General features: G+C 56.7%; 24 protein-coding genes. 3 read left to right on the forward strand and 21 right to left on the reverse strand.

Going from position 1 to position 23,795, the window contains the following annotated elements; translation table 11 throughout:
* Positions 1-94 precede the first annotated feature (94 nt).
* The 13 genes from G5S47_RS04560 to G5S47_RS04620 all read right to left on the reverse strand — a co-directional run bounded on the left by G5S47_RS04560 (position 95) and on the right by G5S47_RS04620 (position 11,907).
* Positions 95-391 (reverse strand): DUF2469 domain-containing protein, encoded by a 297-nt coding sequence (locus G5S47_RS04560; RefSeq protein WP_006681177.1) that lies wholly within the window; start codon positions 389-391, stop codon positions 95-97.
* A gap of 35 nt (positions 392-426) precedes the next feature.
* Complete coding sequence (gene rnhB / locus G5S47_RS04565; RefSeq protein ID WP_006681178.1) at positions 427-1,110, reverse strand: ribonuclease HII; 684 nt, start codon at positions 1,108-1,110, stop codon at positions 427-429.
* Positions 1,100-1,807, reverse strand: coding sequence for a signal peptidase I (gene lepB / locus G5S47_RS04570; RefSeq protein WP_006681179.1), 708 nt, complete (start codon positions 1,805-1,807; stop codon positions 1,100-1,102). Before lepB ends, rnhB begins: the two co-directional genes overlap by 11 nt.
* 107 nt (positions 1,808-1,914) lie before the next feature.
* Positions 1,915-2,271: a 50S ribosomal protein L19 gene (rplS, locus tag G5S47_RS04575; RefSeq protein WP_006681180.1), complete on the reverse strand. Its 357-nt coding sequence runs from the start codon at positions 2,269-2,271 to the stop codon at positions 1,915-1,917.
* Between the two features lie 181 nt (positions 2,272-2,452).
* A complete protein-coding gene (gene trmD / locus G5S47_RS04580) occupies positions 2,453-3,796 on the reverse strand; it encodes a tRNA (guanosine(37)-N1)-methyltransferase TrmD (protein ID WP_219585183.1) in 1,344 nt (447 codons plus the stop codon).
* Positions 3,796-4,320, reverse strand: coding sequence for a ribosome maturation factor RimM (gene rimM / locus G5S47_RS04585; RefSeq protein ID WP_179369709.1), 525 nt, complete (start codon positions 4,318-4,320; stop codon positions 3,796-3,798). Before rimM ends, trmD begins: the two co-directional genes overlap by 1 nt.
* Before the next feature lie 172 nt (positions 4,321-4,492).
* Positions 4,493-4,732, reverse strand: a complete 240-nt coding sequence (locus tag G5S47_RS04590; RefSeq protein ID WP_006681183.1) for an RNA-binding protein — start codon at positions 4,730-4,732, stop codon at positions 4,493-4,495.
* A gap of 2 nt (positions 4,733-4,734) precedes the next feature.
* Positions 4,735-5,223 carry a 30S ribosomal protein S16 gene (gene rpsP / locus G5S47_RS04595; RefSeq protein ID WP_103631881.1) on the reverse strand — a complete coding sequence of 163 codons (489 nt, stop codon included), beginning with the start codon at positions 5,221-5,223 and terminating at the stop codon, positions 4,735-4,737.
* A gap of 227 nt (positions 5,224-5,450) precedes the next feature.
* Positions 5,451-6,557: an amidohydrolase family protein gene (locus G5S47_RS04600; RefSeq protein ID WP_219585184.1), complete on the reverse strand. Its 1,107-nt coding sequence runs from the start codon at positions 6,555-6,557 to the stop codon at positions 5,451-5,453.
* Positions 6,554-8,155: a signal recognition particle protein gene (ffh, locus tag G5S47_RS04605; protein ID WP_219585185.1), complete on the reverse strand. Its 1,602-nt coding sequence runs from the start codon at positions 8,153-8,155 to the stop codon at positions 6,554-6,556. Before ffh ends, G5S47_RS04600 begins: the two co-directional genes overlap by 4 nt.
* Positions 8,156-8,309: 154 nt before the next feature.
* Positions 8,310-9,587 carry a signal recognition particle-docking protein FtsY gene (gene ftsY, locus G5S47_RS04610; protein WP_219585186.1) on the reverse strand — a complete coding sequence of 426 codons (1,278 nt, stop codon included), beginning with the start codon at positions 9,585-9,587 and terminating at the stop codon, positions 8,310-8,312.
* Positions 9,588-9,675: 88 nt separating this feature from the next.
* Complete coding sequence (locus tag G5S47_RS04615; RefSeq protein WP_050998791.1) at positions 9,676-10,020, reverse strand: hypothetical protein; 345 nt, start codon at positions 10,018-10,020, stop codon at positions 9,676-9,678.
* 117 nt (positions 10,021-10,137) lie between these two features.
* On the reverse strand, positions 10,138-11,907 hold the full coding sequence (locus tag G5S47_RS04620) for an RNA polymerase sigma factor (protein WP_373273801.1): 1,770 nt from the start codon (positions 11,905-11,907) through the stop codon (positions 10,138-10,140).
* A 315-nt stretch (positions 11,908-12,222) separates the two neighbouring features.
* Here G5S47_RS04620 and G5S47_RS04625 point away from each other — a divergent pair, with 315 nt between their 5' ends.
* Positions 12,223-13,323, forward strand: coding sequence for a polyprenyl synthetase family protein (locus tag G5S47_RS04625; protein WP_103631884.1), 1,101 nt, complete (start codon positions 12,223-12,225; stop codon positions 13,321-13,323).
* A gap of 104 nt (positions 13,324-13,427) precedes the next feature.
* On the opposite strand, the gene G5S47_RS04630 is transcribed toward G5S47_RS04625, so the two are convergent.
* Positions 13,428-13,778 (reverse strand): Rv2175c family DNA-binding protein, encoded by a 351-nt coding sequence (locus tag G5S47_RS04630; RefSeq protein WP_006681191.1) that lies wholly within the window; start codon positions 13,776-13,778, stop codon positions 13,428-13,430.
* Between the two features lie 120 nt (positions 13,779-13,898).
* On the opposite strand from G5S47_RS04630, the gene pknB reads away from it, so the two are divergent.
* Positions 13,899-15,941 carry a Stk1 family PASTA domain-containing Ser/Thr kinase gene (gene pknB / locus G5S47_RS04635; RefSeq protein WP_219585188.1) on the forward strand — a complete coding sequence of 681 codons (2,043 nt, stop codon included), beginning with the start codon at positions 13,899-13,901 and terminating at the stop codon, positions 15,939-15,941.
* Between the two features lie 302 nt (positions 15,942-16,243).
* Here the strand turns inward: pknB and G5S47_RS04640 are convergent, their stop codons facing one another.
* The 3 genes from G5S47_RS04640 to G5S47_RS04650 all read right to left on the reverse strand — a co-directional run bounded on the left by G5S47_RS04640 (position 16,244) and on the right by G5S47_RS04650 (position 19,829).
* Positions 16,244-17,659, reverse strand: coding sequence for a class II 3-deoxy-7-phosphoheptulonate synthase (locus tag G5S47_RS04640; protein WP_179369715.1), 1,416 nt, complete (start codon positions 17,657-17,659; stop codon positions 16,244-16,246).
* An 8-nt stretch (positions 17,660-17,667) separates the two neighbouring features.
* The gene (locus G5S47_RS04645) at positions 17,668-18,885 is read right to left on the reverse strand and encodes a pyrophosphate--fructose-6-phosphate 1-phosphotransferase (protein ID WP_179369716.1); all 1,218 of its coding nucleotides are present in this window, start codon (positions 18,883-18,885) and stop codon (positions 17,668-17,670) included.
* 125 nt (positions 18,886-19,010) lie between these two features.
* Positions 19,011-19,829 (reverse strand): lysophospholipid acyltransferase family protein, encoded by an 819-nt coding sequence (locus tag G5S47_RS04650; protein ID WP_179369717.1) that lies wholly within the window; start codon positions 19,827-19,829, stop codon positions 19,011-19,013.
* A gap of 49 nt (positions 19,830-19,878) precedes the next feature.
* On the opposite strand from G5S47_RS04650, the gene G5S47_RS04655 reads away from it, so the two are divergent.
* Positions 19,879-20,625, forward strand: coding sequence for a 3'-5' exonuclease (locus tag G5S47_RS04655; protein ID WP_219585189.1), 747 nt, complete (start codon positions 19,879-19,881; stop codon positions 20,623-20,625).
* 148 nt (positions 20,626-20,773) lie between these two features.
* Here the strand turns inward: G5S47_RS04655 and trpD are convergent, their stop codons facing one another.
* The 4 genes from trpD to erpA form a co-directional block, all read right to left on the reverse strand.
* Positions 20,774-21,835, reverse strand: coding sequence for an anthranilate phosphoribosyltransferase (trpD, locus tag G5S47_RS04660; protein WP_179369719.1), 1,062 nt, complete (start codon positions 21,833-21,835; stop codon positions 20,774-20,776).
* Complete coding sequence (locus tag G5S47_RS04665) at positions 21,832-22,227, reverse strand: response regulator (RefSeq protein WP_006681198.1); 396 nt, start codon at positions 22,225-22,227, stop codon at positions 21,832-21,834. The genes trpD and G5S47_RS04665 overlap by 4 nt, the downstream gene beginning before the upstream one ends.
* Positions 22,228-22,346: 119 nt before the next feature.
* A complete protein-coding gene (locus G5S47_RS04670; RefSeq protein WP_257878404.1) occupies positions 22,347-23,333 on the reverse strand; it encodes an FKBP-type peptidyl-prolyl cis-trans isomerase in 987 nt (328 codons plus the stop codon).
* 22 nt (positions 23,334-23,355) lie between these two features.
* Positions 23,356-23,709 carry an iron-sulfur cluster insertion protein ErpA gene (gene erpA, locus G5S47_RS04675; protein ID WP_006681200.1) on the reverse strand — a complete coding sequence of 118 codons (354 nt, stop codon included), beginning with the start codon at positions 23,707-23,709 and terminating at the stop codon, positions 23,356-23,358.
* Positions 23,710-23,795 lie beyond the last annotated feature (86 nt).

The following is a 23,795-nucleotide window of genomic DNA, read 5'->3' on the forward strand; positions in this document are numbered from 1 at the left end:
GCGTCAGTCAGGAATACACAGAAAGAAAGTCAGCGAAAGCGAAATTGTGGATAAGTAGCACCCACCTGAAATTGTGGATAACCCACCGAAGGGGTCAGAGGTTCAGCTCTGGCTTGGTCAATTCTTCGACGTTCACGTCTTTGTAGGTGATGACTTGGACAGAACGCACGAAACGCGAGGAACGGTAAATGTCCCACACCCACGCGTCAGTCAGCGTGAGTTCAAAGAAAATATCCCCACCAACTGGACGGGCTTGAACATCGACCTGATTGCAGAGGTAGAAACGACGTTCGGTTTCGACCACGTACTTAAATAAGCCAATGACATCCCTGTACTCGCGGAAAAGCTCAAGTTCCAGAGAGTTTTCGTAGCTTTCGATGTCTTCACTCACGGTTCAATCATGCCTAACAAATTGTTCCTGACCCTTCAGGCGCGCTCGGCGCGCCCAGTGCCGGGAAGGTTCCACGAACGGCGATGAAGAGGAGAAACCCCCAGTCGCCTCAGAGCGTCAATGTGTTTTGCCGAAGAATAGCCTTTGTTCGAGGCCCAGTCGTATCCCGGATCTTCCACCGTTTTCATCCATTCGTCACGTCTGACCTTCGCGACAACGGATGCGCCGGCCACGACCGAGCATGATGCGTCAGCCTTGACGCGAGTGGCAACGTGTGGCACCTCAATGTCCGGGTAGGGTGCGTCATCAATCGGAGAAAACAAATCGTCGGATCGCGTCAGCCAATTATGCGCCCCATCAAGCAGAACAATCACGCGTGCGCCATTGGGAATATCCAACTGTTGCAGAGCACGCATACCAGCCAAACGCAGGCCAACAATGATTCCGTGGGCGTCGACTTCATCATTCGAAGCAAAACCCACACCAACAGACTTCGCCCACCGGCACACCAGAGGCTCCAAGGCGACGCGTCTTTTTTCGCTTAACAGTTTCGAGTCGCGAAGCCCCGCTGGTTGAGGGGCCTCGTCCCCCGTGACAAGGCATGCCCCCACGACAACGGGCCCTGCAATTGCACCACGCCCCACCTCGTCCATTCCAATGACAACGTCATAGCGGGTAAGGAGCTCACGTTCGACATCGCGCGTCGCATCACTGGGCATCGGGAATACCAGCAAAAACGTCGCGACGATTCAGGCCAGCCTTCCAATGCGACGTCGGCCAAATAACTGCGCTCACAGTGCCAACAACCGCGTCTTCGGGAACGTAAGGTGTTTCACCAGAACCCATGTGGTAGCGAGAATCCGCTGAATTACCACGGTTATCACCCATGACCCAAAGCGTGCCCTGGGGAACCGTAATATCGAAAGAAATGTCAGAGGGAAGCTGACCGTCAGCAATGTAGGGTTCGTCCACGGGCACACCATTCACTGCAACCTTGCCTTCGGCCGTACAACAGGTGACGTGATCACCGCCCACACCGATCACGCGTTTCACAAGTGTTTTATCTGAACCACCGGGAAGAAAACCAACAAATTTACCGACAGCATTGGCAAAAGAATCGTCGGTTGAAAGATTCGACGGGAGCCAGTCCAACTGATCGTGAAAAACAACCACGTCACCGCGCTCAATATTTCCCGTGTGTGCCGCGATACGTGAGACTGCGATACGGTCGTTTTCCACCAGGGTGTCGCGCATGGACGCGGAGGGAATCCAAAACACTTGGACGATAAAAATGCGGAGCAGAGTGAAGATCACGAACGCCGCGACCACGATCAGGGCAAGTTCACGAATCCAAGCAAAAAAGCCACCTGAACCGGTATCCCCATCAGAATCGATGGCGTAATCACTGTCAGTCACTCGTAATCCTTCACTTTTCAGAGGAGATGCCAACACCGGTTGGCATACGAACACGCAAGCCCGGCGCCCCGAAGGGCACCGGGCACACAGCGGTCATGCTCAGAGTTTCACTCTGCGCTGCCCGAGCGGTGTTCCTTAATCTTGGCAGCCTTGCCGTGACGCTCACGCAGGTAGTAGAGCTTTGCACGACGGACGTCACCCTTGGTGACGACCTCAAGGCGGTCGATCGTCGGTGCATGCAGCGGGAACGTACGCTCCACACCAACACCGAAGGAGACCTTGCGGACGGTGAACGTCTCAGAGACGCCGTGACCGCGACGGGCAATAACAACACCCTGGAAGACCTGGATACGGGAACGGCTACCTTCAATAACCTTCACGTGAACCTTGACGGTGTCACCGGCGCGGAACGAAGGAAGATCGGAACGAAGGGAAGCGGCGTCGACTGCGTCCAGCTTCTGCATGTTTACTCCTTGACACTTCTGCCGCAGGTCAGTTGCGTCGAATACGGCAGGCGGGGCCTGCGCTTTCTTCAACGGGCATTCATGTGAGTGTCCCCCTGCGGCAGGTTGCACTCGAATGCACCGTGTTCAAGTGTGCCACATTCGTCAGGCGGTGCCCACTGTCTACGAGGTACGAATATGTCTATCGAACGGTGAGATTCCGCACGAGGACAACGTCTACGTTCATTACTCCCCCGACGTTGAACGTGCGACGCGCCTTCTTTTTGAAGCCGTGCTTCTTGTAGAACTTTTGAGCGCGAAGGTTACCGGTGTTTGTTGCTAAAACTAAGCGCGGGGCTGCATTGGAAGCTTCAACGTCCGCCACTGCTGCTTCAAGTAGAGCGCCCGCCAGACCACTTCCACGCCACGTAGCATCCGTGTAGCACTTGGACAGGTAGGCGTCCGACGCTTCGATACGTCCGGGGCGCACCATGCCTTTTTCAATCGCGTCTTCACCGATGATCGACAGGGTGTATCCGCCCAGTTCACCGCCGATTTCAGCGACCAGCACGCGGTATCGTTCCGGCTGAGCGATGAATCGAGCACATGCTTCAGGCGATAGCTGGTCGCCGATAAACGCTGCGATTGCTTCATCAGAAAGGACGTCGGGACAGGCGTCCGGGAACGTACGCGCCGCAAGTGCGGCAAGAGCGTCGGCATCGTGTGCCTGAGCCACTCGAATCGAAACCGTATGATGCCCGCTAGGGGTGACGAGGTGCCCGCAGGCAGCAAGAAACTCTTTGTCAGCTGAATCGAGATCCCCGTACTGCAACTGAGCAATCAAATCCGGCCTGCGCTCGACTGTCCGCTTCAGCGACAGGTCGCGTCGCCAGCGTTCGATCCGCCCGTGATCGCCACTGAGAAGAACGTCAGGCACCTCGATATCACGCCACGAACGAGGCTTCGTGTACGTCGGGTACTCCAACAGACCGTTCTCATGGGACTCTTCCTCGAGCGACTGAGGGTTCCCCATAAAACCGTCGAGTAGACGCGTCACCGCTTCCACAAGCACGAGCGCCGCCACTTCCCCACCGTTCAACACGTAGTCGCCGATCGAGTACTCAAGAACCTCGACACCTAACGCGCGGTAGTGATCGGCGACGCGCTGATCAATCCCTTCGTATCGTCCGCAGGCGATCATCAGCTGATCGACGTTAGTCAGGTTGCGTGCGGTTGCCTGCGTCAACGGGATACCGGACGGTGTTGGGATCGCAAGAACACGACGTTGCGCAACGTCCTGGTCTTGCCCAGCAGAGCACTCAGCAATGACCTCGTCGAGAGCCTCTCCCCACACGGTCGGCATCATCACCATGCCCGCGCCACCGCCGTACGGGGTGTCGTCAACTGTGCGGTGTGCGTCGTGCGTCCAATCACGCAGATCGTGGACATGCACATCGACGAGGCCAGTCTCGTGTGCCTTGCCCAGCAGAGACAGATTTACGGGCGCGAAGTACTCGGGGAAAATCGAGAAAAGGTCGATCCTCATCAGTTGGAATTCCTATCCGATGCATCGACATAGTCATCATCAAACAAGCCGGGAGGCGGAGTCAGAGTAACGCGCTTATTCTCAACGTCAACCTCGGGGACAAGCTCTTCAACGAAAGGCACCATGACTGTTGCTCCACTGACGGGCTTGACCAGAAGAAGATCCTGAGCCATTCCAAACTGCAGGCCAGTCACTGTTCCCAGTGTTGCGCCATCGGGCATCACAGCTACGCACCCCTTCAGTTGATGCGGATACCATGCGTCTTCTTCTTCAGTTTCTTCGACCAGAAGCTTCTTGCCACGCAGAGCCTCTACCTGTTCGCGGGTTGACAGTTCCTCGAAGCCAACAAGCAGGCGATCCTTGTGCATACGCGCACTGCGAACCGTCAGTTCCATTTCAGGCTCGCCCAGTACACCGAAGACAAAGCCGGGTGTCCAGATCTCAGGATCGTCGGAACGTACTTCCACCATTGCTTCACCACGAAGGCCATGAGCTGGCCCGATGATGCCTGCGGTCATCTGCATAGTGTGTCCTTCATCCTTCAGTTGTGTACACCGAGAAGTGACGTATTGGCTTCTAGTATCCCACGGCCAGCGAATCGGTCTGCATTCTGTTTACCGCTCATATCGTGGGAGAAATAAAACAGTGGAGGGGCTCAAAACTGAGCCCCTCCACGTGAGTTGTGTTTGCGAGCGCTTACTCGCGATCCGTGTCGACAACGTCAACACGAATAGGACCGCGCGTTGAAAGAGCGCCCATCACCGTGCGCAGAGCGCGAGCGGTGCGACCGCTACGACCAATCACACGACCGAGGTCATCGGGATTGACCCGAACCTCAAGGAGGTGACCGCGTCGCATGGAACGAGCCGAAACCCGAACATCTTCCGGGTGGTCGACGATTCCAGAGACGAGGTGCTCAAGCGCATCAGCCAGCATGATCAGGCTTCCTCGCCAGCTTCAGCCGGAGCTTCTTCAGCTTCAGCTTCTGCTGCCTTTGCTTCAGCCTCGGCAGCTTCAGCAGCGGCCTTTGCTTCTGCTTCAGCCTCTGCCTTTGCAGCTGCCTGAGCAGCCTTCGACTTTTCGGCTTCTGCTTCTGCAGCCTTGACAGCTTCAGCAGCTGCGCCAGCCTTGTCAGACTCGGCAACCTTGACGCGGGAAACCGCATCCTTCTTGCCGTTGAACTTTGCGATGTCGCCGGTCAGGACGAGCAGGTTACGAACCTGGTCGGACGGCTGTGCGCCAACACCCAGCCAGTACTGAGCGCGAGCCGAGTCGATGCGGATGATCGACGGGTTCGGCTGTGCGTCGTACAGACCGATCTCTTCGATGACGCGACCGTCACGCTTCTTGCGCGAATCGACGACGACAACACGGTATGCGGGAGCGTGAATCTTGCCCACGCGCTTCAAACGAATGCGAACTGCCACTTGTGTGGTCACTCCTGTTTCTAGTTCAGAGTTGGAACGTGCACTTCCCCGGTGGGAAACACAGGTCAATGTTTGTTCCGGGACGCGGTCAAAGAAGGTGAGAGGGTCCTTCAGTGCCCGAGTACGCCCTCAATTGTGCCATAGTTGGCGCCCGATGCCCCAAATCTGGGGCTCATCACACGCTTCAACCCGCCGTGGAATCGGTCACGTCCGAAACAAAGCGCAATTCAAGAACGCGAATAAACCAGCTGCCCATTGATCACGACATGGTCGGGCTGATCCAATGCACCGCTTGTTCGCGGATCCTCGCGGTAGATCAGAAGATCCGCACTGGCACCCGGACTCAACTGCTCAAAGTTCAGTGCAATGCGGGACTTCCATGTGGCGACATCGATCAGTTCTAAGCGCGATACTCCCCGATCCAGCCAGAGTTCAAACTCTTTACCGATCGTCCCATGCTCTTGGTAGCCACCAGAATCAGTACCCATCACCAAGGTGACGCCGAATTCCCGGAGCATCGCGAAATGCTCGCGACGCTCGTCGTACATACGAGACATGGTCGCACCGTATACGGGGTATTTCGCTCCGGCCTGATCAGCGAAGTCCTTGAACAATTCAACTTGAAGTAGCGTCGGAGTGATCAGCACTCCCCTGCGCGCGGCCTCATCTGCTTGATCCGCGTCCATGCCCGTCGCGTGTTCAATGTCGTCGACGCCCGCTTCAAGAAGCGAGTCGATCGTCGCGTGAGCGAAGGAGTGAACCGCCACTTTCGCACCGTTTTCGTGGGCAGCTGCAACGGCATCCACAAGAACCTCCGTCGGCCACAGCGGATCGAGGTCAGAATCTGCACCATTCGAGCGATCAATCCAGTCGCCGACCAGTTTCACCCAGCCGTCGCCCCGTTTCGCCTGCTCAGCGACGAGGTCCGGAAGATCAGCGAGATTCTCACAGTCGATGGGCATGCCACGAATGTATCGCTTGGGACGAGCAATATGACGTCCTGCTCGAATCAGTTTCGGCAGGTCATCGCGTGAATCCAACCAACGATTATCAACGGGAGCGCCACAATCGCGCAGAGCCAAGACACCCGTGTTCCTCTGGGCACGCGCCTGTACTTCTTGCTCTTCAAGGCCCACGGGCCCATCTGATCCAACGCCAATATGGGCGTGAGAGTCAACGAATCCAGGCACCGCAAAGCCGGTGAAGTCCGAACCTGTCGTCCCGGCCTCGTCGATCATGGTGATGCCGGAAGGATCAATCTTCCACGAACCGGTTGTCCACGACGCCGGTGAGCCGGAGGTCGCGGACCAGAGTAGCGATCCCTGAAAGATCACTTGAGGCCGGCCATCATGCGCTTGATGTCGTCTGGCAGATCATCCATCGACGGACGAGCTGTTGGTTCGGGAGCAGGCGCACCGCCGAATGCGGATCCTGTAGCGGGAGCAGACGAACGTTGCTCGGGCGGAAGAAGAGCCTCAAGCTCCTGCTGGCGACGCTTCGCAGGATTACCGGAACGCGCCTTCTTCTTGACCTTCGCACGCTTTGCCTGAGCGGCACGCGCATTCGCCTTCTGCTTCGCCTTACCGCCCTGGCCGGGCATGTTACCGAAGCCGGGCATTCCGCCCATCTGGCCCATCTGGCCCATCTGGCCCATCATGGACTTGGCAGCTTCAAAGCGCTTGACCAGCGAGTTCACCTCAGCAACCGTTACACCGGAGCCTCGTGCGATACGCGCACGACGCGAACCAGTCAACAGCGAAACATCTTCGCGTTCCGCTGGCGTCATCGAACGGACAATCGCCTCAATACGATCGACCTCGCGTTCATCGAAGTTTTCAATCTGCTCGCGAATCTGGCCTGCGCCAGGAATCATGCCGAGCATCTTCTTCATCGAGCCGAGCTTCTTCACCTGTTGCAACTGCGAGAGGAAGTCACCCAAAGTCAGTTCGCCGGCCATTGCCTTTTGCGCCATGCGCTCGGCTTCTTCGGCGTCCAGCTTCTTTTCTGCCTGCTCGATCAGGGTGAGGATGTCACCCATATCGAGGATGCGTGACGCCATACGGTCAGCGTGGAAACGCTCAAAGTCATCGAGGTTCTCACCCGTGGACGCGAACAGGATCGGTGCACCGGTCACGCCTCGCACGGAGAGCGCAGCACCACCGCGGGCATCACCGTCGAGCTTCGACAGGACAACACCGGTGAAGCCCACGCCATCGCGGAACGCGGTCGACGTTTGGACGGCGTCCTGACCGACCATCGCGTCAAGCACGAACATGATTTCGTGCGGTTGAACAGCATCGCGGATCGCGACAGCCTGAGCCATCATTTCTTCGTCGACACCCAAACGACCCGCGGTATCGACGATGACCACGTTAATGCCGTTTTCAATCGCGTGGTTCAGACCCGAGCGTGCGACCTGCACCGGATCGCCAACGCCATTACCGGGTTCGGGCGCCCACACGTGAACGCCAGCACGCTCACCCACAACCTGCAACTGGTTCACTGCATTCGGGCGCTGAAGGTCAGAGGCAACAAGAAGAACGGACTTGCCTTCTTCGCGGAGCCACTTACCGAGCTTTCCGGCAAGCGTCGTCTTACCGGCACCCTGCAGACCAGCAAGCATGAAGACCGTCGGACCACGATCGGCAAACTTCAGTTCACGAGTTTCGCCGCCCAGAATCTCAACCAGTTCCTCGTTGACGATTCGAATGACCTGCTGTCCGGGATTCAGTGCCTTCGAACGCGCTGCACCGTAGGCCTTCTCACGGACCGAGTTGGTGAACTGACGGACAACGGGAAGAGCAACATCAGCATCAATCAGGGCGCGACGAATCTCTGAAATTGTCTGGTCAACATCTGATTCGGTCAGCACACCACGAGAGCGAAGCTGTTTAAAAGACTGAGTCAGCCGATCCGACAGATTTCCAAACACGTTGAGTCTCCCAAAAGGTGGAAAGCAAAAAGGGTACGAGGCCATGACCTCGTTGAGTGGTCAAAGCCTATCGCACGCGGGCTATCACAGCCGTATGCGAGGCAGCCCTCACACAGCGTGAGACTGACCCGCCTAGCGTGCAACTCGAAAAGTGTCAGCCATTCACGATGGCGTCAACGAAGCCCTGCGGATCGAACGGAGCAAGATCGTCAGCGCCTTCACCCAGGCCAACGAACTTCACCGGAACACCAAGAGCCTTCTGCACGGAGACAACAATGCCCCCCTTTGCAGACCCATCAAGCTTGGTCAGGACAATGCCGGTCACTCCAACAACTTCAGCGAAAACCTCAGCCTGCTTCATACCGTTCTGACCGGTGGTCGCATCGAGGACCAGCAGAACCTCGTTGACGGGAGCCTGCTTTTCCATGACACGCTTGACCTTGCCAAGCTCATCCATCAGCGTCGACTTCGTCTGCAGACGACCAGCGGTATCAACCAGCACGACATCAATATTCTTGTCTGCGCCAGCCTTGAGCGCATCGAAAGCAACCGAAGCCGGATCTGCGCCCTCGCGGTCAGAAGCAACGACCTCAACACCAACGCGCTCACCCCACGTGCCCAGCTGTTCGCCGGCAGCAGCGCGGAAGGTGTCAGCTGCACCCAGCAAAACGCTCTTGCCTTCGGCAACGAGAACGCGAGCCAGTTTGCCAACGGTCGTCGTCTTACCGGTGCCGTTCACGCCAACCATCAGGATCGATGCGGGAAGCTCACCTTTGTCGCCCTGACGATCAAGATGCAGGCTACGATCCATCGCAGGATCAACCAGCGCAAGAAGCTCTTCGGAAAGAAACCTCTTAATGGAATCAGTGTCGTGAACACCTTCGACAGCCACGCGATTCTTTAGTGCCTCAATCAGCGTGTCGGTCGCTTCAAGACCAAGATCAGCGACAAGAAGCGTATCTTCGACTTCTTCCCAGTCAGCGGCTTTCAGCTCACCACGGGACAACACCGAAACGATAGCCTTGCCCAGCGTGCCCGAACGCGACAGGCGCGACCGCAGGCGAGCCATACGGCTCGGCAGTGATTCAGGAACCTCAACTGACAGTTCAGGTGCTTCGACAGTCTCTTCAACAGGTGCTGTCAGCTGGTCTTGCCCGCCATCTACGACAGGGTCAGACGTCGGAGCGCACAAGGCGGCCTCGTCGATCGGCGACGGACTACCGCGCGCATCAGGTGCATCTGCGGGGACCTCATCCGCAGGAGTTGTCGGCGCGGCCGTAACTGGCGTGGCCGGAGTAGCAGGCGTAATAGTCGGCATGGACTTCTTCGAGCTACGCGCAACTCCAATACCAATGCCCACGATGACAACGACGAGCAGTGCAATACACGCAATGCCCGCCGGAGAGCTTAAAAATGAAAGAACAGCGTCCATGGGCTCATCATCTCCCATGGACGCTATCAAGTTCCACTTATTGGTTGAACCTAACGGAGTCGAACACTAGTGGCACGCTAGGCAACGTTTACTCGGCCGAAGATTCCTTGCCTGCCTTGCGGTGCTCCTGCATCGCTTCAAAACGATCCGTCACACGCTCAATACGATCAACGCCGGGCAACCGATCCGCATCAAAATACGCGTTCTTCATCGACGACGTATCACCCATCAGATCCGTCAACGTTGTCGAGTGAGGTGACACGGGATCGGCATCATTTTCGGGAGCATTCGTCAGCTTCTCACGCTGGTCACGAAGATGTTCCTGCCAAACGGACGCAGGGCGACGCTCAAGTGCCAAACCAACGATCACCGCAACAGCGATAACCACAACGAGCAGAAGAACAAAGGCCATGATGAGAAAACCCGAGAGCATGTAACTATGTTCTAACTGTTCGAGCCCGCCCGCCACCTCACACTTAGTGACTTCATCGTTTCGTGACCATGAGATGACTCACCGCAACGTTACTGAGATAAGACAAACGCGAGGTGATCAGTCGAGGTAATCGCGAAGCACCTGGCTACGCGACGGGTGACGCAACTTCGACATCGTCTTCGACTCGATCTGACGAATACGCTCGCGCGTCACGCCATAGACCTTGCCGATCTCATCCAGGGTCTTCGGCTGACCATCGCCCAGACCGAAACGCATCGACACAACGCCAGCTTCACGTTCCGACAGGGTGTCGAGCACGTTGTGGAGCTGTTCTTGAAGAAGCGTGAACGACACAGCGTCGGCGGGAACGATTGCTTCAGAGTCTTCGATCAGGTCGCCGAACTCAGAATCGCCATCTTCACCCAGCGGAGTGTGAAGCGAGATCGGTTCGCGACCGTACTTCTGAACCTCGACGACCTTTTCGGGTGTCATGTCGAGTTCCTTCGCCAGTTCTTCCGGCGTGGGTTCACGACCAAGATCCTGAAGCATCTGGCGCTGGACGCGAGCGAGCTTGTTGATGACCTCAACCATGTGGACAGGAATACGGATCGTGCGAGCCTGGTCAGCCATTGCACGCGTGATCGCCTGACGAATCCACCAGGTTGCGTAGGTGGAGAACTTGTAGCCCTTCGTGTAGTCGAACTTCTCAACTGCACGAATCAGACCGAGGTTACCTTCCTGGATCAGATCCAGGAACTGCATGCCACGACCCGTGTAACGCTTAGCCAGCGAAACGACCAGACGCAGGTTTGCTTCCAACAGGTGATTTTTCGCCAGCTGACCGTCGGATGCCATGAAGTGCAGCTCACGACGTTCCTTCGCCGTCATCGAATCGGCTTCGTTCTTCAGCTTGTATTCAGCGTAGAGGCCAGCTTCAATACGGCGAGCAAGGTCAACTTCCTGCTCTGCGTTCAGCAGCGAAACCTTGCCGATCTGCTTGAGGTAGTCCTTGACCGGGTCCGCGGTTGCACCCGCGACGGTCACCTGCTGGACGGGCTCATCGGACTCGTCGGAGTCGGAAACGACGAAACTCCCCTTCGTCTTTGTCTTCGACGTTGTTACCTCAACGACTGACGGCTTAGGCTTGGACTCTTCATCTTCCTCTTCAGATTCATCTTCCTCTTCAGATTCATCTTCATCATCTGACGTATCGTCGCCATCTGTGTCTTCAGTATCGTCGAGTTCTTCTTCGTCGTTCAGATCGATATCAGCATCGTCGATATCGTCTTCAGTCTCTTCTTCAGACTCTTCAATTGCCGGTTCTTCGACCTTGGGCTCGTCCTTCTTCTTGCGACGAGTCGTCTTCTTTGCAGGCTTGTCTTCTTGAGCCTCTGTAGCCTCTGCAACCTTCTTGGTACGACGCGTAGCTTTCTTCGCGGGCTTACCTTCTTGGGTCTCTGCACCCTCGACGGTCTTCTTGGTCGTGCGACGAGTTGCCTTCTTCGTGGACTTGTCTTCTTGAACCTCGGCAGATTCGCCGTCCTTCTTCGTGGTGCGACGAGTCGTCTTCTTTGCCGTTTTTGCGGGCTCTTCCTGGGTAAGCGGAGCCTGCGCGTCGGTTGTAGGAGCATCACTAGAAGCGACTTCAGCGGTCGCCTTCTTCGTGGTACGACGCTTGGTCTTCTTTGCAGGAGCCTTGGTGGCTTCAGCTTCAGACGAAGCCTTTGCAGTTTCGTCGGCGACCTTCTTCACGGTACGTCGAGTCGTTTTCTGAGCAGGCTTCTCTTCGGGAGCGACGTCGCCAGCTTCCGCGGTCTTCTTTGCCGTACGGAGCGTGGTCTTCTTTGCTGGAGCCTTGGTAGCTTCGTCGGTAGCCTTTTGAGTCACAGCCTTCGAAGCACGCTTCTTCGTTGCTGGTGCGGTCTTTTCTACCTCTACTGTTTCGTCAACCCTACTAGCCTTGGAAGTAGTCTTGGACCCCTTGGTAGTGCTCGATCCGGCCACACCTATCCCTTTCGCAGAAAATGGGGACTTCTTCGCGCCGATTCGGGCGCTGAAAACCTACTTTTAATTATAGTCCGATAGTGCAAATTTTCCTGATGAACTCACCTGTCAACCCCTATTTTTAATGATGTAGCTCACCAAAGGTGAAACAATAATGACCAGCACCACATTTACACGTGTCACGCTACAGTGTGACCTATGGAAACACTTACCGCACGGTTCGCCGAACTCCGCCCCACCATCGACAATGCGACTCACGATCATCTGATCGCGTTGATGGATGAAATCGGCACGTCACGAGTCTCGGATGAATTTACTCAGACCTGCGTCGCCTCGATCCAGTCAGGCAAGCGTTTCCGCGGACTTCTGGCATATTTCGGGGCTTCGTTGGCCTTGCAACGTCCGCTGGATGATCCGGATCTTGACCTTTCGGCGTTGGCAGCCGGCCTTGAGCTCTACCAGGCCTCAGCATTGGCGCACGACGATCTCATTGACCATGCTGATACGCGTCGCGGAGCCCCCACTCCCCATGTTCGCCTTGCTGAGATTCATCGCGATAGGGGCTGGGAAGGGTCTGCAACCGCATTCGGTGCCGCCGGCGCCGTTCTTGTCGGTGACCTGTTGTTCTCCGCCGCCCAGGCCGCAGTCAATTCTCAGTGCTCACTGTTGGCCCCGGAGCGCGCCTTCTTGCTCATGCAGCGTTTTACGACGATGCACGCGGAAGTGGGCTTGGGGCAATACCTTGATATCCGAGCAGAAAATCTTCCGTTGGACGTCGAAGATAACGTTGCCATCAGCGTCGAGGATGTCATGGAGGTTGTCCTCCACAAGAGCGCGCATTATTCGATCGTCCACCCGGCGATTCTCGGGGCGATTGCCGGCGGTGGTTCACCCGAGCTGATCCAGGCGTTGGACTCCATCCTCACTCCGTGGGGTATCGCTTTCCAGCTTCGCGATGACGATCTGGGGATCTTCGGCGACCCGGCAACCACGGGCAAGCCTGCCGGCGATGATCTGCGTGAGGGCAAGCGAACCGTATTGCTTTCTTTGGCGTGGTCTCATGCGACTGTAGACGAACGTCGCACTCTGCTCGGAGTGCTCGGCGACGAGGATGCTTCGGATGAAGCGATTGCCCAGTGCGCGACGATTATTGAAGAACGCGGTCGACGCGCCCACGAGTCGCTGATCGATTCTCTAGTGAAGGAAGGCCATCGCGGTTTTGACGCCTATCCATTCACTGAAGATCAGCGTCGCGATCTGACCGAGTTGGCTGAGATCATCACCGCCCGTACGGCGTAACCAGTCACCTTACGCGTTCAGATTTGCCTTCTGTGATAATGAAAAGAACGAGGCAACGCACATGGCGAGCCTCGTTCTTTGTTCAAGCGCGGGTCGGAATAATCTCAGAACGCCAGAGTTGAGGCGATTGAATTGACCTTGTGGTGGCGCCCCTTCAACAGGGCTTCCATGGGCGTTTCACCGAGTTCGTCTTGAACGGTGTACAACCAAGCAGCCGCTTCTTCGGGCGTAAAACCGTCGTCCTCCAGAAGCGTCAGCGTGCCAGGAAGGCTGAACAGTGGCTCCCAGCCGTTTGCACCTAAGACAATGATTTCGCGAGGAATCGCAGGCTTTCCGCTCTCGCCCTTCACGGCAAACAAAACATGATCACGCACAAACTGCTTGATCCGGCGTTCTTCGACGCCCAACAGACGACCGGCTTCTTCAAACGAAATAGTTTCCACATTCTGGGTCATGTTCTCAGCCTAGCCGTCAAACGCTCCCCCGGCCTCGTCTCGAGGCACTGAGCGCACGAACTCACATGGCGCGCCGTCTTGCGTACGCCCACTACGGCGCCCCTCTAATACAATCCGAACGTGACCGATTTTGATTCAGACCGACGCACCCCTGACACTGGTTCGCAGCCGACTGAACGCCTGCAGACCCTACCAGGGCATCGTGTTGCACCTGAATCACCCGAGCCCAACGATCTTTCATCCCCTACGAGCGACCAGATTGATCCGCTTCTAGGAATGCTTATTGACTCGCGCTATCGCGTAATCCGCCTGCTGGCTCGTGGCGGAATGGCAACCGTGTACGTGGCACAAGACGAACGCTTGGAGCGCCCGGTTGCTTTGAAGATCATGCATCCGCATCTTGCCCAGTCACAGGATTACGTTGCTCGTTTCCGTCGCGAAGCGCGATCCGCTGCCCGCATTATTCACCCCGGTGTCGTCTCGGTTTTCGATCAGGGTGTTGTTGCTGGTCAGGGATTCTTGGTCATGGAACTCATCGACGGACCGACCCTTCGCACTGTCTTAAACGAGCAAGGTTCTTTTACCGTTGGGCAAACACTGTCCTACGTTCACGACGTTCTTGACGCACTCCGAGCCGCTCATCGTGTTGGTGTGATCCACCGCGACATCAAGCCAGAAAACGTCCTTGTTCCCGCAGATCCGCCTGCTCGCGTGACCGATTTTGGTTTAGCACGCGCGGCCTCTGAAGTGTCACTTTCGACCACTGGTTCAATGCTGGGAACCGTGGCCTACATTGCTCCGGAAGTTGCCCTGTCACACGACGTTGATCAGCGCACCGACCTTTACGCCGTTGGCATCATGGCGTTTGAAATGCTCACGGGTTCAGTGCCGTGGGAAGGCGAAAATGCTATCCAGATTGCTACGCATCATGTGAATGATCCCATTCCGATGCCGTCGGCTCTGGTCAGCTGGTTGCCTCGCGAAATTGATGACTTTATTTCAGCGTTAGCTGCAACGAATCCTGATGAGCGACCAACAGACGCCGGTGAAGCACTTGAGCTCCTCGCTCGCGTCGAAAGTGGACTGCCGGAAGAAATCCTTGCTCGTCGAGCCGACGTTGCACCAAAGGTTGCCTCTTCTGCGGGAGAAACTGCCACTTGGGAGCATCTGGGTGTGACCTCTTCACTTCCCCCGAATGGTCATTCCACGTCCCGCACTGTTGTCCAGGCCGCTGGAGTGCAAGGAGCGATGCATTCTCCAAAAAAGAATCGCCGTTCGTTCATCGGCAAGTTCCTGGCCATCATTGCCTTCGTCTCTATCATCGGTGGTGTAGGTGGCTGGTGGTGGTGGAACGAGTATGGCCCCGGCTCGTACTTGACCATGCCTCAAACAGCTGGGCGTTCCTCACAGGCCGTGAAGTCAGAGCTTGCAGCTCTTGGGCTTGGAGTGATTGAAGAGGAAGCGTTCTCTGACACCGTCCAATCCGGTATCGTCATTTCTTCTGATCCCGGTGGCGGGCAGCCTGTTCACAAGAACGCAGAGGTTCGCGTAACAACCTCCAAAGGCATCGATATGCGACCTGTGCCCGATCTTGTTGGAAAGAACAAGTCTGAGATTGAGACTGTGCTCACCGATGCTGGTTTAGCCGTGGGCACAATCAACGAAGAGTATTCGGAAGAGGTTGCCAAGGATATCGTCATTTCTCAGTCCTTGGATCCCGATACGTCGATCCCCCACGATACGAAAATCGATGTTGTTGTCTCGAAGGGTCGAGAACCACTGACGGTTCCGGACCTCATGGCGATGAGTAGCGCTGATGCTCAGGCTGCGATCGAGGCACTGGGATTGGTCGCGTCGCCAAGTGAAGAGTACTCGGACAGTGTCGCCGAAGGCTCCTTGATTTCTCAGACAACAGCAGCTGGCACGACTCTCCATAAGGGCGACAAGGTCGAATATGTCGTTTCCAAGGGGCCAGAAACAGTTGAAGTCCCCTCCATTACGGGTAAGCAGGAAGCTGAAGCGAAACGAATCCTGGAAGCTGCCGGCCTGAATGTCACGGTTCAACGCGTGCTCGGTGGCTTCTTCGGGACCGCGCGTTACACAGATCCCGGTGCTGGCACGGTTGTGAAAAAGGGATCGACGGTCACCCTCTTCATCGTGTAGTCGATAGCTCTGCATAGAGCTTCTACCGATACAGCTTCCACTGTGGCTCTCACTACAGCTGTCAGAAGCGTTGACGGTGTCACTCCAACGCCCGACACCCATACTTCGACAAACTCCGCCACGTCACACCATGCCCCCGTCCAAGAACACGAACACAACCAGGAAAGCGCCCAAAAACGGGGTCCGCTCCACGCAACCCCCACACCATCGCCACAGACGACCAAAGCCACCAGAACAAGGCCGCGCCCGCCAAGCAATACGATGCTTGTGCGGGCACGGCCTTGTTGTATCGGGACTAAGATTTAGAGATCGCGACGCAAATACTCTGCGACTTGGAATGCCATTTCCAGCGACTGCTGGTGGTTCAAACGTGGATCCACCAGGGTCTCGTAGCGCTTCTGAAGCGACTCATCGTCAAGCTTTGCTGAACCACCAATAACTTCGGTGACATCGTCACCGGTCAGTTCAACATGGATGCCACCCGGGACGGTTCCTGCTTCATCATGGGCATCGAAGAAGCCTTTCACTTCCTCCATGATCGTTTCAAAGCGACGCGTCTTATATCCGGTCGACGAGGTGATCGTATTGCCGTGCATGGGATCGGTAATCCAGGTGACGGGGCGACCGTCAGCCTTCGCAGCGCTCAGCAACGGAGGAAGATTTTCAAGAATCGTACCTGCACCCATGCGAGTGATGAATGTCAGACGTCCTTCTTCCCCTTCGGGATTCAATCGATCCATCAATCCAAGCAGATCGTCGGGGGTCGTTGTAGGACCAACCTTGACGCCGATCGGGTTACGCACACGTGCAAGAAGCTCAATATGAGCACCTTCAAGATCACGTGTGCGTTCCCCTACCCACAAGAAGTGACCAGATGTGTCATAGGGCAAGCCGTTACGCGAGTCGATACGCGTCATTGCTGACTCATATTCAAGCAGAAGTGCCTCGTGCGACGAATACAGATCAACGTCACGCAGTGAATCAAAGTCAACACCGGCAGCCTGCATGAATTGGACGGCGCGGTGGATCTCTTCAGCCAACGACTCGTAGCGTGCGTATGCGGGGTTCTGCGTAAAACCACGGTTCCAGTGGTGAACCATGCGCAGGTCAGCGTAACCACCCTTCGTGAAGGCGCGAATCAGATTCAGCGTCGACGCAGCATGGTGGTACGTCTGAAGAAGACGATCCGGATCCGGGATACGCGCTTCGGGCGTGAACTCGTAGGAATTCACCGCGTCTCCTCGGTACGACGGAAGAGTCACGCCGTCGCGGGTCTCCATGTCGGAAGAACGCGGTTTCGCATATTGTCCGGCGATACGACCAATCTTCACAACGGGAAGCGAAGCACCGTATGTCAGGACAACCGCCATCTGAAGAAGCGCCTGAATCTTTAGACGCAGGTGATCAGCGGTGGATTCTGCGAAGGTTTCGGCGCAGTCTCCACCCGTGAGGACGAAGGCTTCACCGCGTCCCGCAACTCCCAACCAGGTCCGCAGATCGTCCACTTCACCAGCAAACACAAGCGGTGGCTGGCGACGCAACGCTGTTGTTACGTCTTCGACTGCCTGCGCATCCGGGTAAGTCGGTTGTTGCAGGGCTTCACGGCTACGCCATGAGTCCCACGGCGCGTCCGTACCGGCTTCTGGAGCTACGAGATTCTCCGGGTCGCGGCACGCCGGGTACTGTGCGAACCGTGGCGTGCCGCGACCGGGATTCATAGGAAAACTCACTGTGCAGCGGGCTTCACTTCCTGGCCGATCTCGGCCATCATGTCGAGGAACCACTTCTGAGAAATATCGAAGGGTTTGCCACCGGCAATACGCGGGAAGGCGATTGCGGTCAGACGGTCACCGTTTTCTTCATCGTGGCCGATAACGCCGGATTCGCCCTTGAGAGCGCATTCGACAGCAAGATCAGTCATGGACTTGATCAGGCGCAGGTCCTCAGCGTTTGCACGCGAAGAACGTGAGAAGTAGCCCGACTTCTGGACCATGACCTTCTCAGCGTCAATCTTGGATGCGAACTGCTTGGCGAACCACTGGCCGGGGTTGATGGTGTCGAGCTTGACGTGTCCGAAGGGGTCGCGTTGGACCTCAACGCCAGCTGCTTCCATTTCAGCGATGATCTCAGGAACGCCGGCACCCTCGGAGAGGAAGATGTTGACGTTGCCCTGCTCGTCCATGATCTTCTTCAGGCGGGCGGCCTCGGCGTCGATGTCGAGTGCCATTTCGGGTAGGAAGACAGCGTGGATGTCCCAGCGCTCCTTCGACAGGCCGATGGAGGGAACCCATTCCTGGGTCTTCAGCCAGTTGTGGTACTCAAGCGAACCAGCAGCGGTCAGCCAACCGCAGTGCCGACCCATGATTTCATGGATGATCAGCATACGGGGGTTGGAGCGGTGCTCGCCGATGACGTTCTGTGCATACTCGGAGACTTCTTCAGCGGCGGTCCATGCACCCAGGGACTGACGGATCGGCACAACGTCGTTGTCGATCGTCTTGGGCAGGCCGACGACCGTCAGGTGGTAGTCATGTTCTTCGAGATAGGCAGCAAGATCTGCAGCCGTGGTGTTGGTGTCGTCACCACCGATGGTGTGCAGGACGTCAACGCCATCCTTACGGAGCTGCTCAGCAGCCTTTTCAAGCGGGTTTTCGCCTTCGGCGACAAGGCCACGCTCGACGAGGTTCTTCGCGTTGGTCAGCTTGACGCGCGAGTTACCGATCGGGGAGCCACCGAAGCGGTGAAGGACGCCAGCATGCTTACGAGCTTCTTCGTCAACGACGACGAAGTTGCCGGTCAGCAGACCGTGGTAGCCGTTCTGGTACGCGATAATCTCGATCGAAGGATCGATTTCGTTGTAGCGCTCAATGAGGCCACCAACAGCGGAAGAAAGACACGGAGCGAAGCCACCGGCGGTGAGCAGAGCGACGCGACGAACCGACATGGAAACACCTTTCAGCGTTGGAACAAGTGCGGTCGGACGACACGCACCTCAAACACCACTAGTTTAAAGCCACAGTGGAGTTGGTATGGGGGTCGCCCGTCCCATGGACGGGCGTGCACACGCATTTATTCTGCGTTTTCACCCGTGTGAGGATCAGTTTCTCTGGATTCTTCTTCGGGGCGATGAGGTACCTCGACGATCGGAGCGGTACGCCCGCCGGGGCCGGGTCGACCATTCGTGGGAACCGGGCCGTCGAACTTTCCGTCGGCGGCAAGCTTCGCCTTCACGTCTGCTGCATAAAGGTCAACGTATTCCTGACCCGAGAGCAGCATCAGGTTGTACATGATTTCGTCCGTGATGGCGCGCAGGACGAAGCGATCCTTGTGGAGACCCTTGTAACGGGAGAAATCCAGGGGTTCGCCGATGACCATGCCAATGTTGGTACGCGACGGGATTTTCTGGCCGATCGGTTGAGCAGCGTGCGTGCCGATCATCGCGACGGGAATAACTGGGGCTCCGGACAGCAGAGCAAGTCGAGCAACACCCGTTTTACCGCGGTAGAGACGTCCATCGGGCGAACGGGTTCCTTCGGGGTAGATGCCGAAGAGTTCACCGCTGGCGAGGCGGTCAAGACCGGCCTTCAAAGCACCTTCGGATGCGCGACCGCCCGAACGATCAACGGGAATTGTGCCAACGGCGCGCATGAATTCCTTCGTGACCCAGCCTTTTGCACCGGTACCCGTAAAGTAGTCGGCCTTACCCATGAAGACGACCTCACGGTCGAGCATCATTGGCAGGAAGACAGAATCCCACACCGCGTTGTGGTTTGAGGCAAGAATTGCCGGCCCGGAGGTCGGGATATTCTCTTTGCCACGAATCCACGGCTTGTATGCCGCCTTCAGGATCGGACTTCCGGTTGCCTTCAATGCTTGGTAGAACGCCACGGCCCCTCCACGAGGTTCGAAGGTGAAAACACGAACTATGCTTAACTCTATGCCCACTTCACGCGATATGTTGGCAGGCAACGACGCTATCTCAGATTCAACGGACAGGCGTGCGAATATCGTTGCACAGGTGCGCACGTGTCTGAGCCAAGTACGTCAGATACGCGACGGCGCATCACCCATAATCAGTGGGCTGTCTTTTGCTGATACGACGTACGTTGTCGTTGATCTTGAGACGACGGGGCTTGGCAACGATGACCAGATCACCGAAATTGGTGCGCTTAAAGTCCGCGGCGGCCAGGTACTTTCTACTTTCCAGTCGATGGTGAACCCACTGCGTCCTATCCCTAAAATCGTCACGACTTTGACAGGTATTACCGATGAAGACGTGGAGGGCGCTCCGACTGTTGACCAGGTCCTCCCCCAGTTCTTGACGTGGATCGACGACGGTGATCCCGCGCAGGTTTTCGTTGCTCAGCACGTTCCTTTCGATCGCGGTTTCCTGCTGAGAGCATGCCAGCAGACAGGTCTTAAATGGCGACCTTTGCCCTATTTCGACACGTTGACTCTTGCCAGGATTCTGCTTCCAAAGCCTGAGGTTCCCAGTCATCGCCTGGGTGCTCTAGCCGATTATTTCGATGCTCCCGTAGTGGAAGCACACCGTGCTTTGGCTGATTCCTACATGACGTTGCATGTACTGGACGGGCTTACGCGCATACTCGAAGACATGGGAGTGACCAGCAGCGACGATATTGCTCTCTTGTCGACGCCAGGCGAAGAGTTGAGTGCCTACTAGCACGTCGGGGTACGAGGCACATCATTGAGCTTTCCCTTTAACAAAGCACAAGGTAAGGCGACAGAACCGAAAAACCGGGCGGACACCTGATATTGTCCGCCCGGCCTCGTACATTCTTCATCGCACCAAGGTGCACGATGAGCACAACTCAGGCTGACGCGAGTTCGATCCAGCGGTTCAGCAGATTCATGGCACGACCATCATTCATGGCATCGCGTGCCATCTGGATACCAACGCCGAAACGCTCGACCAGCGAGCCATCGCCAGGACGCACTCCCTGAGCCTTGCCGTATGCGATCAAACCACCCGCGGTGTTCAGCGCAACCGCGTCACGAACAGCCTTTCGGCCACCGCCGAGCAGGATTTCTCGGACGACAACAGCGTTATCGTCTGGGTCGCCACCGCGAAGGTCTCCGATTGCTGCAGGATCCATGTCGAAGTGTTCGGTCGGGTCGAACTCGCTATGAGTGACTTCGCCGTCGCGGATCTCCCAGATCTCATTCACGTCAACCGTAGAGAGTTCATCCAAGCCGGTTTCCTTGCCTCGGAACACCAGAGCAGACGCGCCACGATCAGCAAGAACGCCGGCCATCAGGCGAGCATTCGTCGGATTCGACGAGCCGATCGCGTTCGAGGTCACCTTCGCGGGGTTCGTCAGCGGGCCAAGAATATTGAATGCTGTCGGGAACGCCAAGGAACGACGAACAGGAGCGGCAAAACGCATCGACGGGTGAACCTTGTTCGCGAATAGGAACGCGATGTTCAGTTCATCGAAGATCTCGCGCATGTGCTCGGTCTCGTGGTTCAGGTTCACACCCAAGGCTTCCATCACGTCGGCACTCCCCGACTGGGAGGTCGAGGCGCGGTTACCGTGCTTGATCAGCGGAGTACCAAGGGATGCCAGAACGATTGCTGACATGGTCGAAATGTTGACGGTCTTGTAGCCGTCACCACCCGTACCGACAATATCAAGAGCATCGGTGGGCAGGTCAACGCTGACCGCGTGGTCCTGCATAGCGTCGGCAAGACCACGGATCTCGGACACCGTTGGCTTTTTGATGACCATAGCGGTCAGGAAGGATGCCAGGCGTGATTCGCCAAGCTCGCCACTCATCACCTGGTCCATCATCCAGTAGGAGCTGTCGTAATCCAGGTCCTTACCCGAGATGATGTCGGCGATCAGTCGAGCCCATTCGAAAGATTGACTCACTGGCGCGCTTTGCGCAGAAGGTCTGCAACGGTTTCCTGCAACTCGATCGGATCAAGGGGATCCGAAATAGTTGCCGCAGCGCCCGCCCAGGTAGCAAGCCAGGAATCCTGCTGGCGTGCGGTCAGGAAGATGATCGGCGGAACTTTCTCTACCGTGTTCTTCAGTTCCTGAGCGACGGACATACCACCTTCCTTGGTGGTTTCAGCATCGAGGATCAGAAGATCGAAATCGTTGTTTTCCACCAGTTCCTTGGTGCCGAAGGGGGTTGCAGCTTCGGACCATTCGATGGTCGGCAGATCCTTCGCAGCACGGATACCAACACCGTTGACAACAGCATGGCGCTTATCAATGTCGGCGCTAAAAACCAGGATGCGTGCGGTCATTTCGCTCACGATCTTCTCCCAATGGTTGGATGCCTGTACGGCCTCGAAATTTTTAACCGGGTCTATTGTATGCGCTAGTGGGCGATCCACCGCTTGGTGAACCGCCCACTCAAACGAGTTGCGTCAGACTATCGGTGTGCCTTCATCACTCCGATAACGTCCAGAACGAAAACCTTCGGGGTGGTCGTCTGCGTTGAGTCCGACTGAGCACCGGACTGGGCAGACTGCTGAGCAGCTGCGCTTGCACCGGCGATGTACAGGAAACGAGTACCAACAGTCTTCCCTACCACCTTCAGGTCGGCAGCATCTGCGGTGTACTTGTTTGTGGTGTCAGACCACGTCGACTGGATCTGAGAGGCATCACCGAACGGGGCACCCAAACCGCGATAGAGAACAATGTCGCCGTCTTCGATGGTCTCACCGATACCGGTGTAGATATCAATCGATGCGTCTTCGGTGGGGGCAGCGCTTCCTTCGGTGAAGGACAGAGTAGGTTCGACCGCTGGGGCACCTTCAACGCTGATGCCGGCGGGCAGTTCGTTACCGGTAGCGGTAGCGTTCTTCAGGCTTTCCTCATCAATAGAAACGTTCGATGTGGAATCAAGCAGGTCGACAACGAAAATCAGCGTGGAGTTGGCGGGAATCGATGCGGAATCTTTGTCTCCGTACGCCCAGTTTGCGGGAACAACCAGCTCAACGCGGTCGCCAACGTGCTGGGTCGCCAGGCCGTAGGTCCATCCGGGGATCACCCGGTTCAGAGCGAAAGCGATCGGCTTACCGGTTTCGAAGGAGGACTCAACCTTGGTGCCGTCCCAGAGAGCGAGCTCGTAGTTGACGTAGACGGTGTCGGTGAGCTGAACTTCAGCGCCGTCACCTTGAACGAGGGTCTTGACGTAGACCTTGTCGGTCGGAGCGTCGCCTTCGCCGGCGGAGATTTCAGTGTCTTCACCGTATCCGCCCGTTGTTGCCGGGAAGTTGAAGTCGCCGTCACGTTCAACCTCGGGGATTGATGTACCCGATTGGGGTGAGGCAGACTGCGGGGCGTCAGTAGAACCACACGCTACTAGACCAAGGGAAACGGTGATGGTGAGGACGGCTGTGGCCGCCTTATGCATAATCTTCATGTTTGCTTTCGGCTCAGTGGAAGGATTCACCACATGCGCAGGTGTTCTGCGCGTTCGGGTTGTCGATGGTGAAGCCCTGACGTTCGATCGAGTCTGCGAAGTCGATCGTTGCACCGGTGAGGTACGGAACCGACATGCGGTCGACGACAACCTCAACACCGTCGAAGTCGCGCACGGCGTCGCCGTCGAGCAAACGGTCATCGAAGTAGAGCTGGTAGATCAGGCCGGAGCAACCACCGGGCTGAACGGCGATGCGCAGGCGAAGGTCGTCGCGACCTTCCTGTTCGAGCAGGCTCTTCACCTTGGCTACTGCAACGTCCGTCAACGTCACTTCGTGTGCGGGTGCTTCGATGCCGGTGTCAGACATGATGCTCCATTCGTTTGAAAAAAGTCATTAACAATTGTTTAGAGTACGTGCGTTCGTCGCGTTGTGCCACGGCAGGGGCGCGCGTG

Source organism: Schaalia turicensis, assembly GCF_019380255.1.
Taxonomy (GTDB): Bacteria; Actinomycetota; Actinomycetes; order Actinomycetales; family Actinomycetaceae; genus Pauljensenia; species Pauljensenia turicensis_A.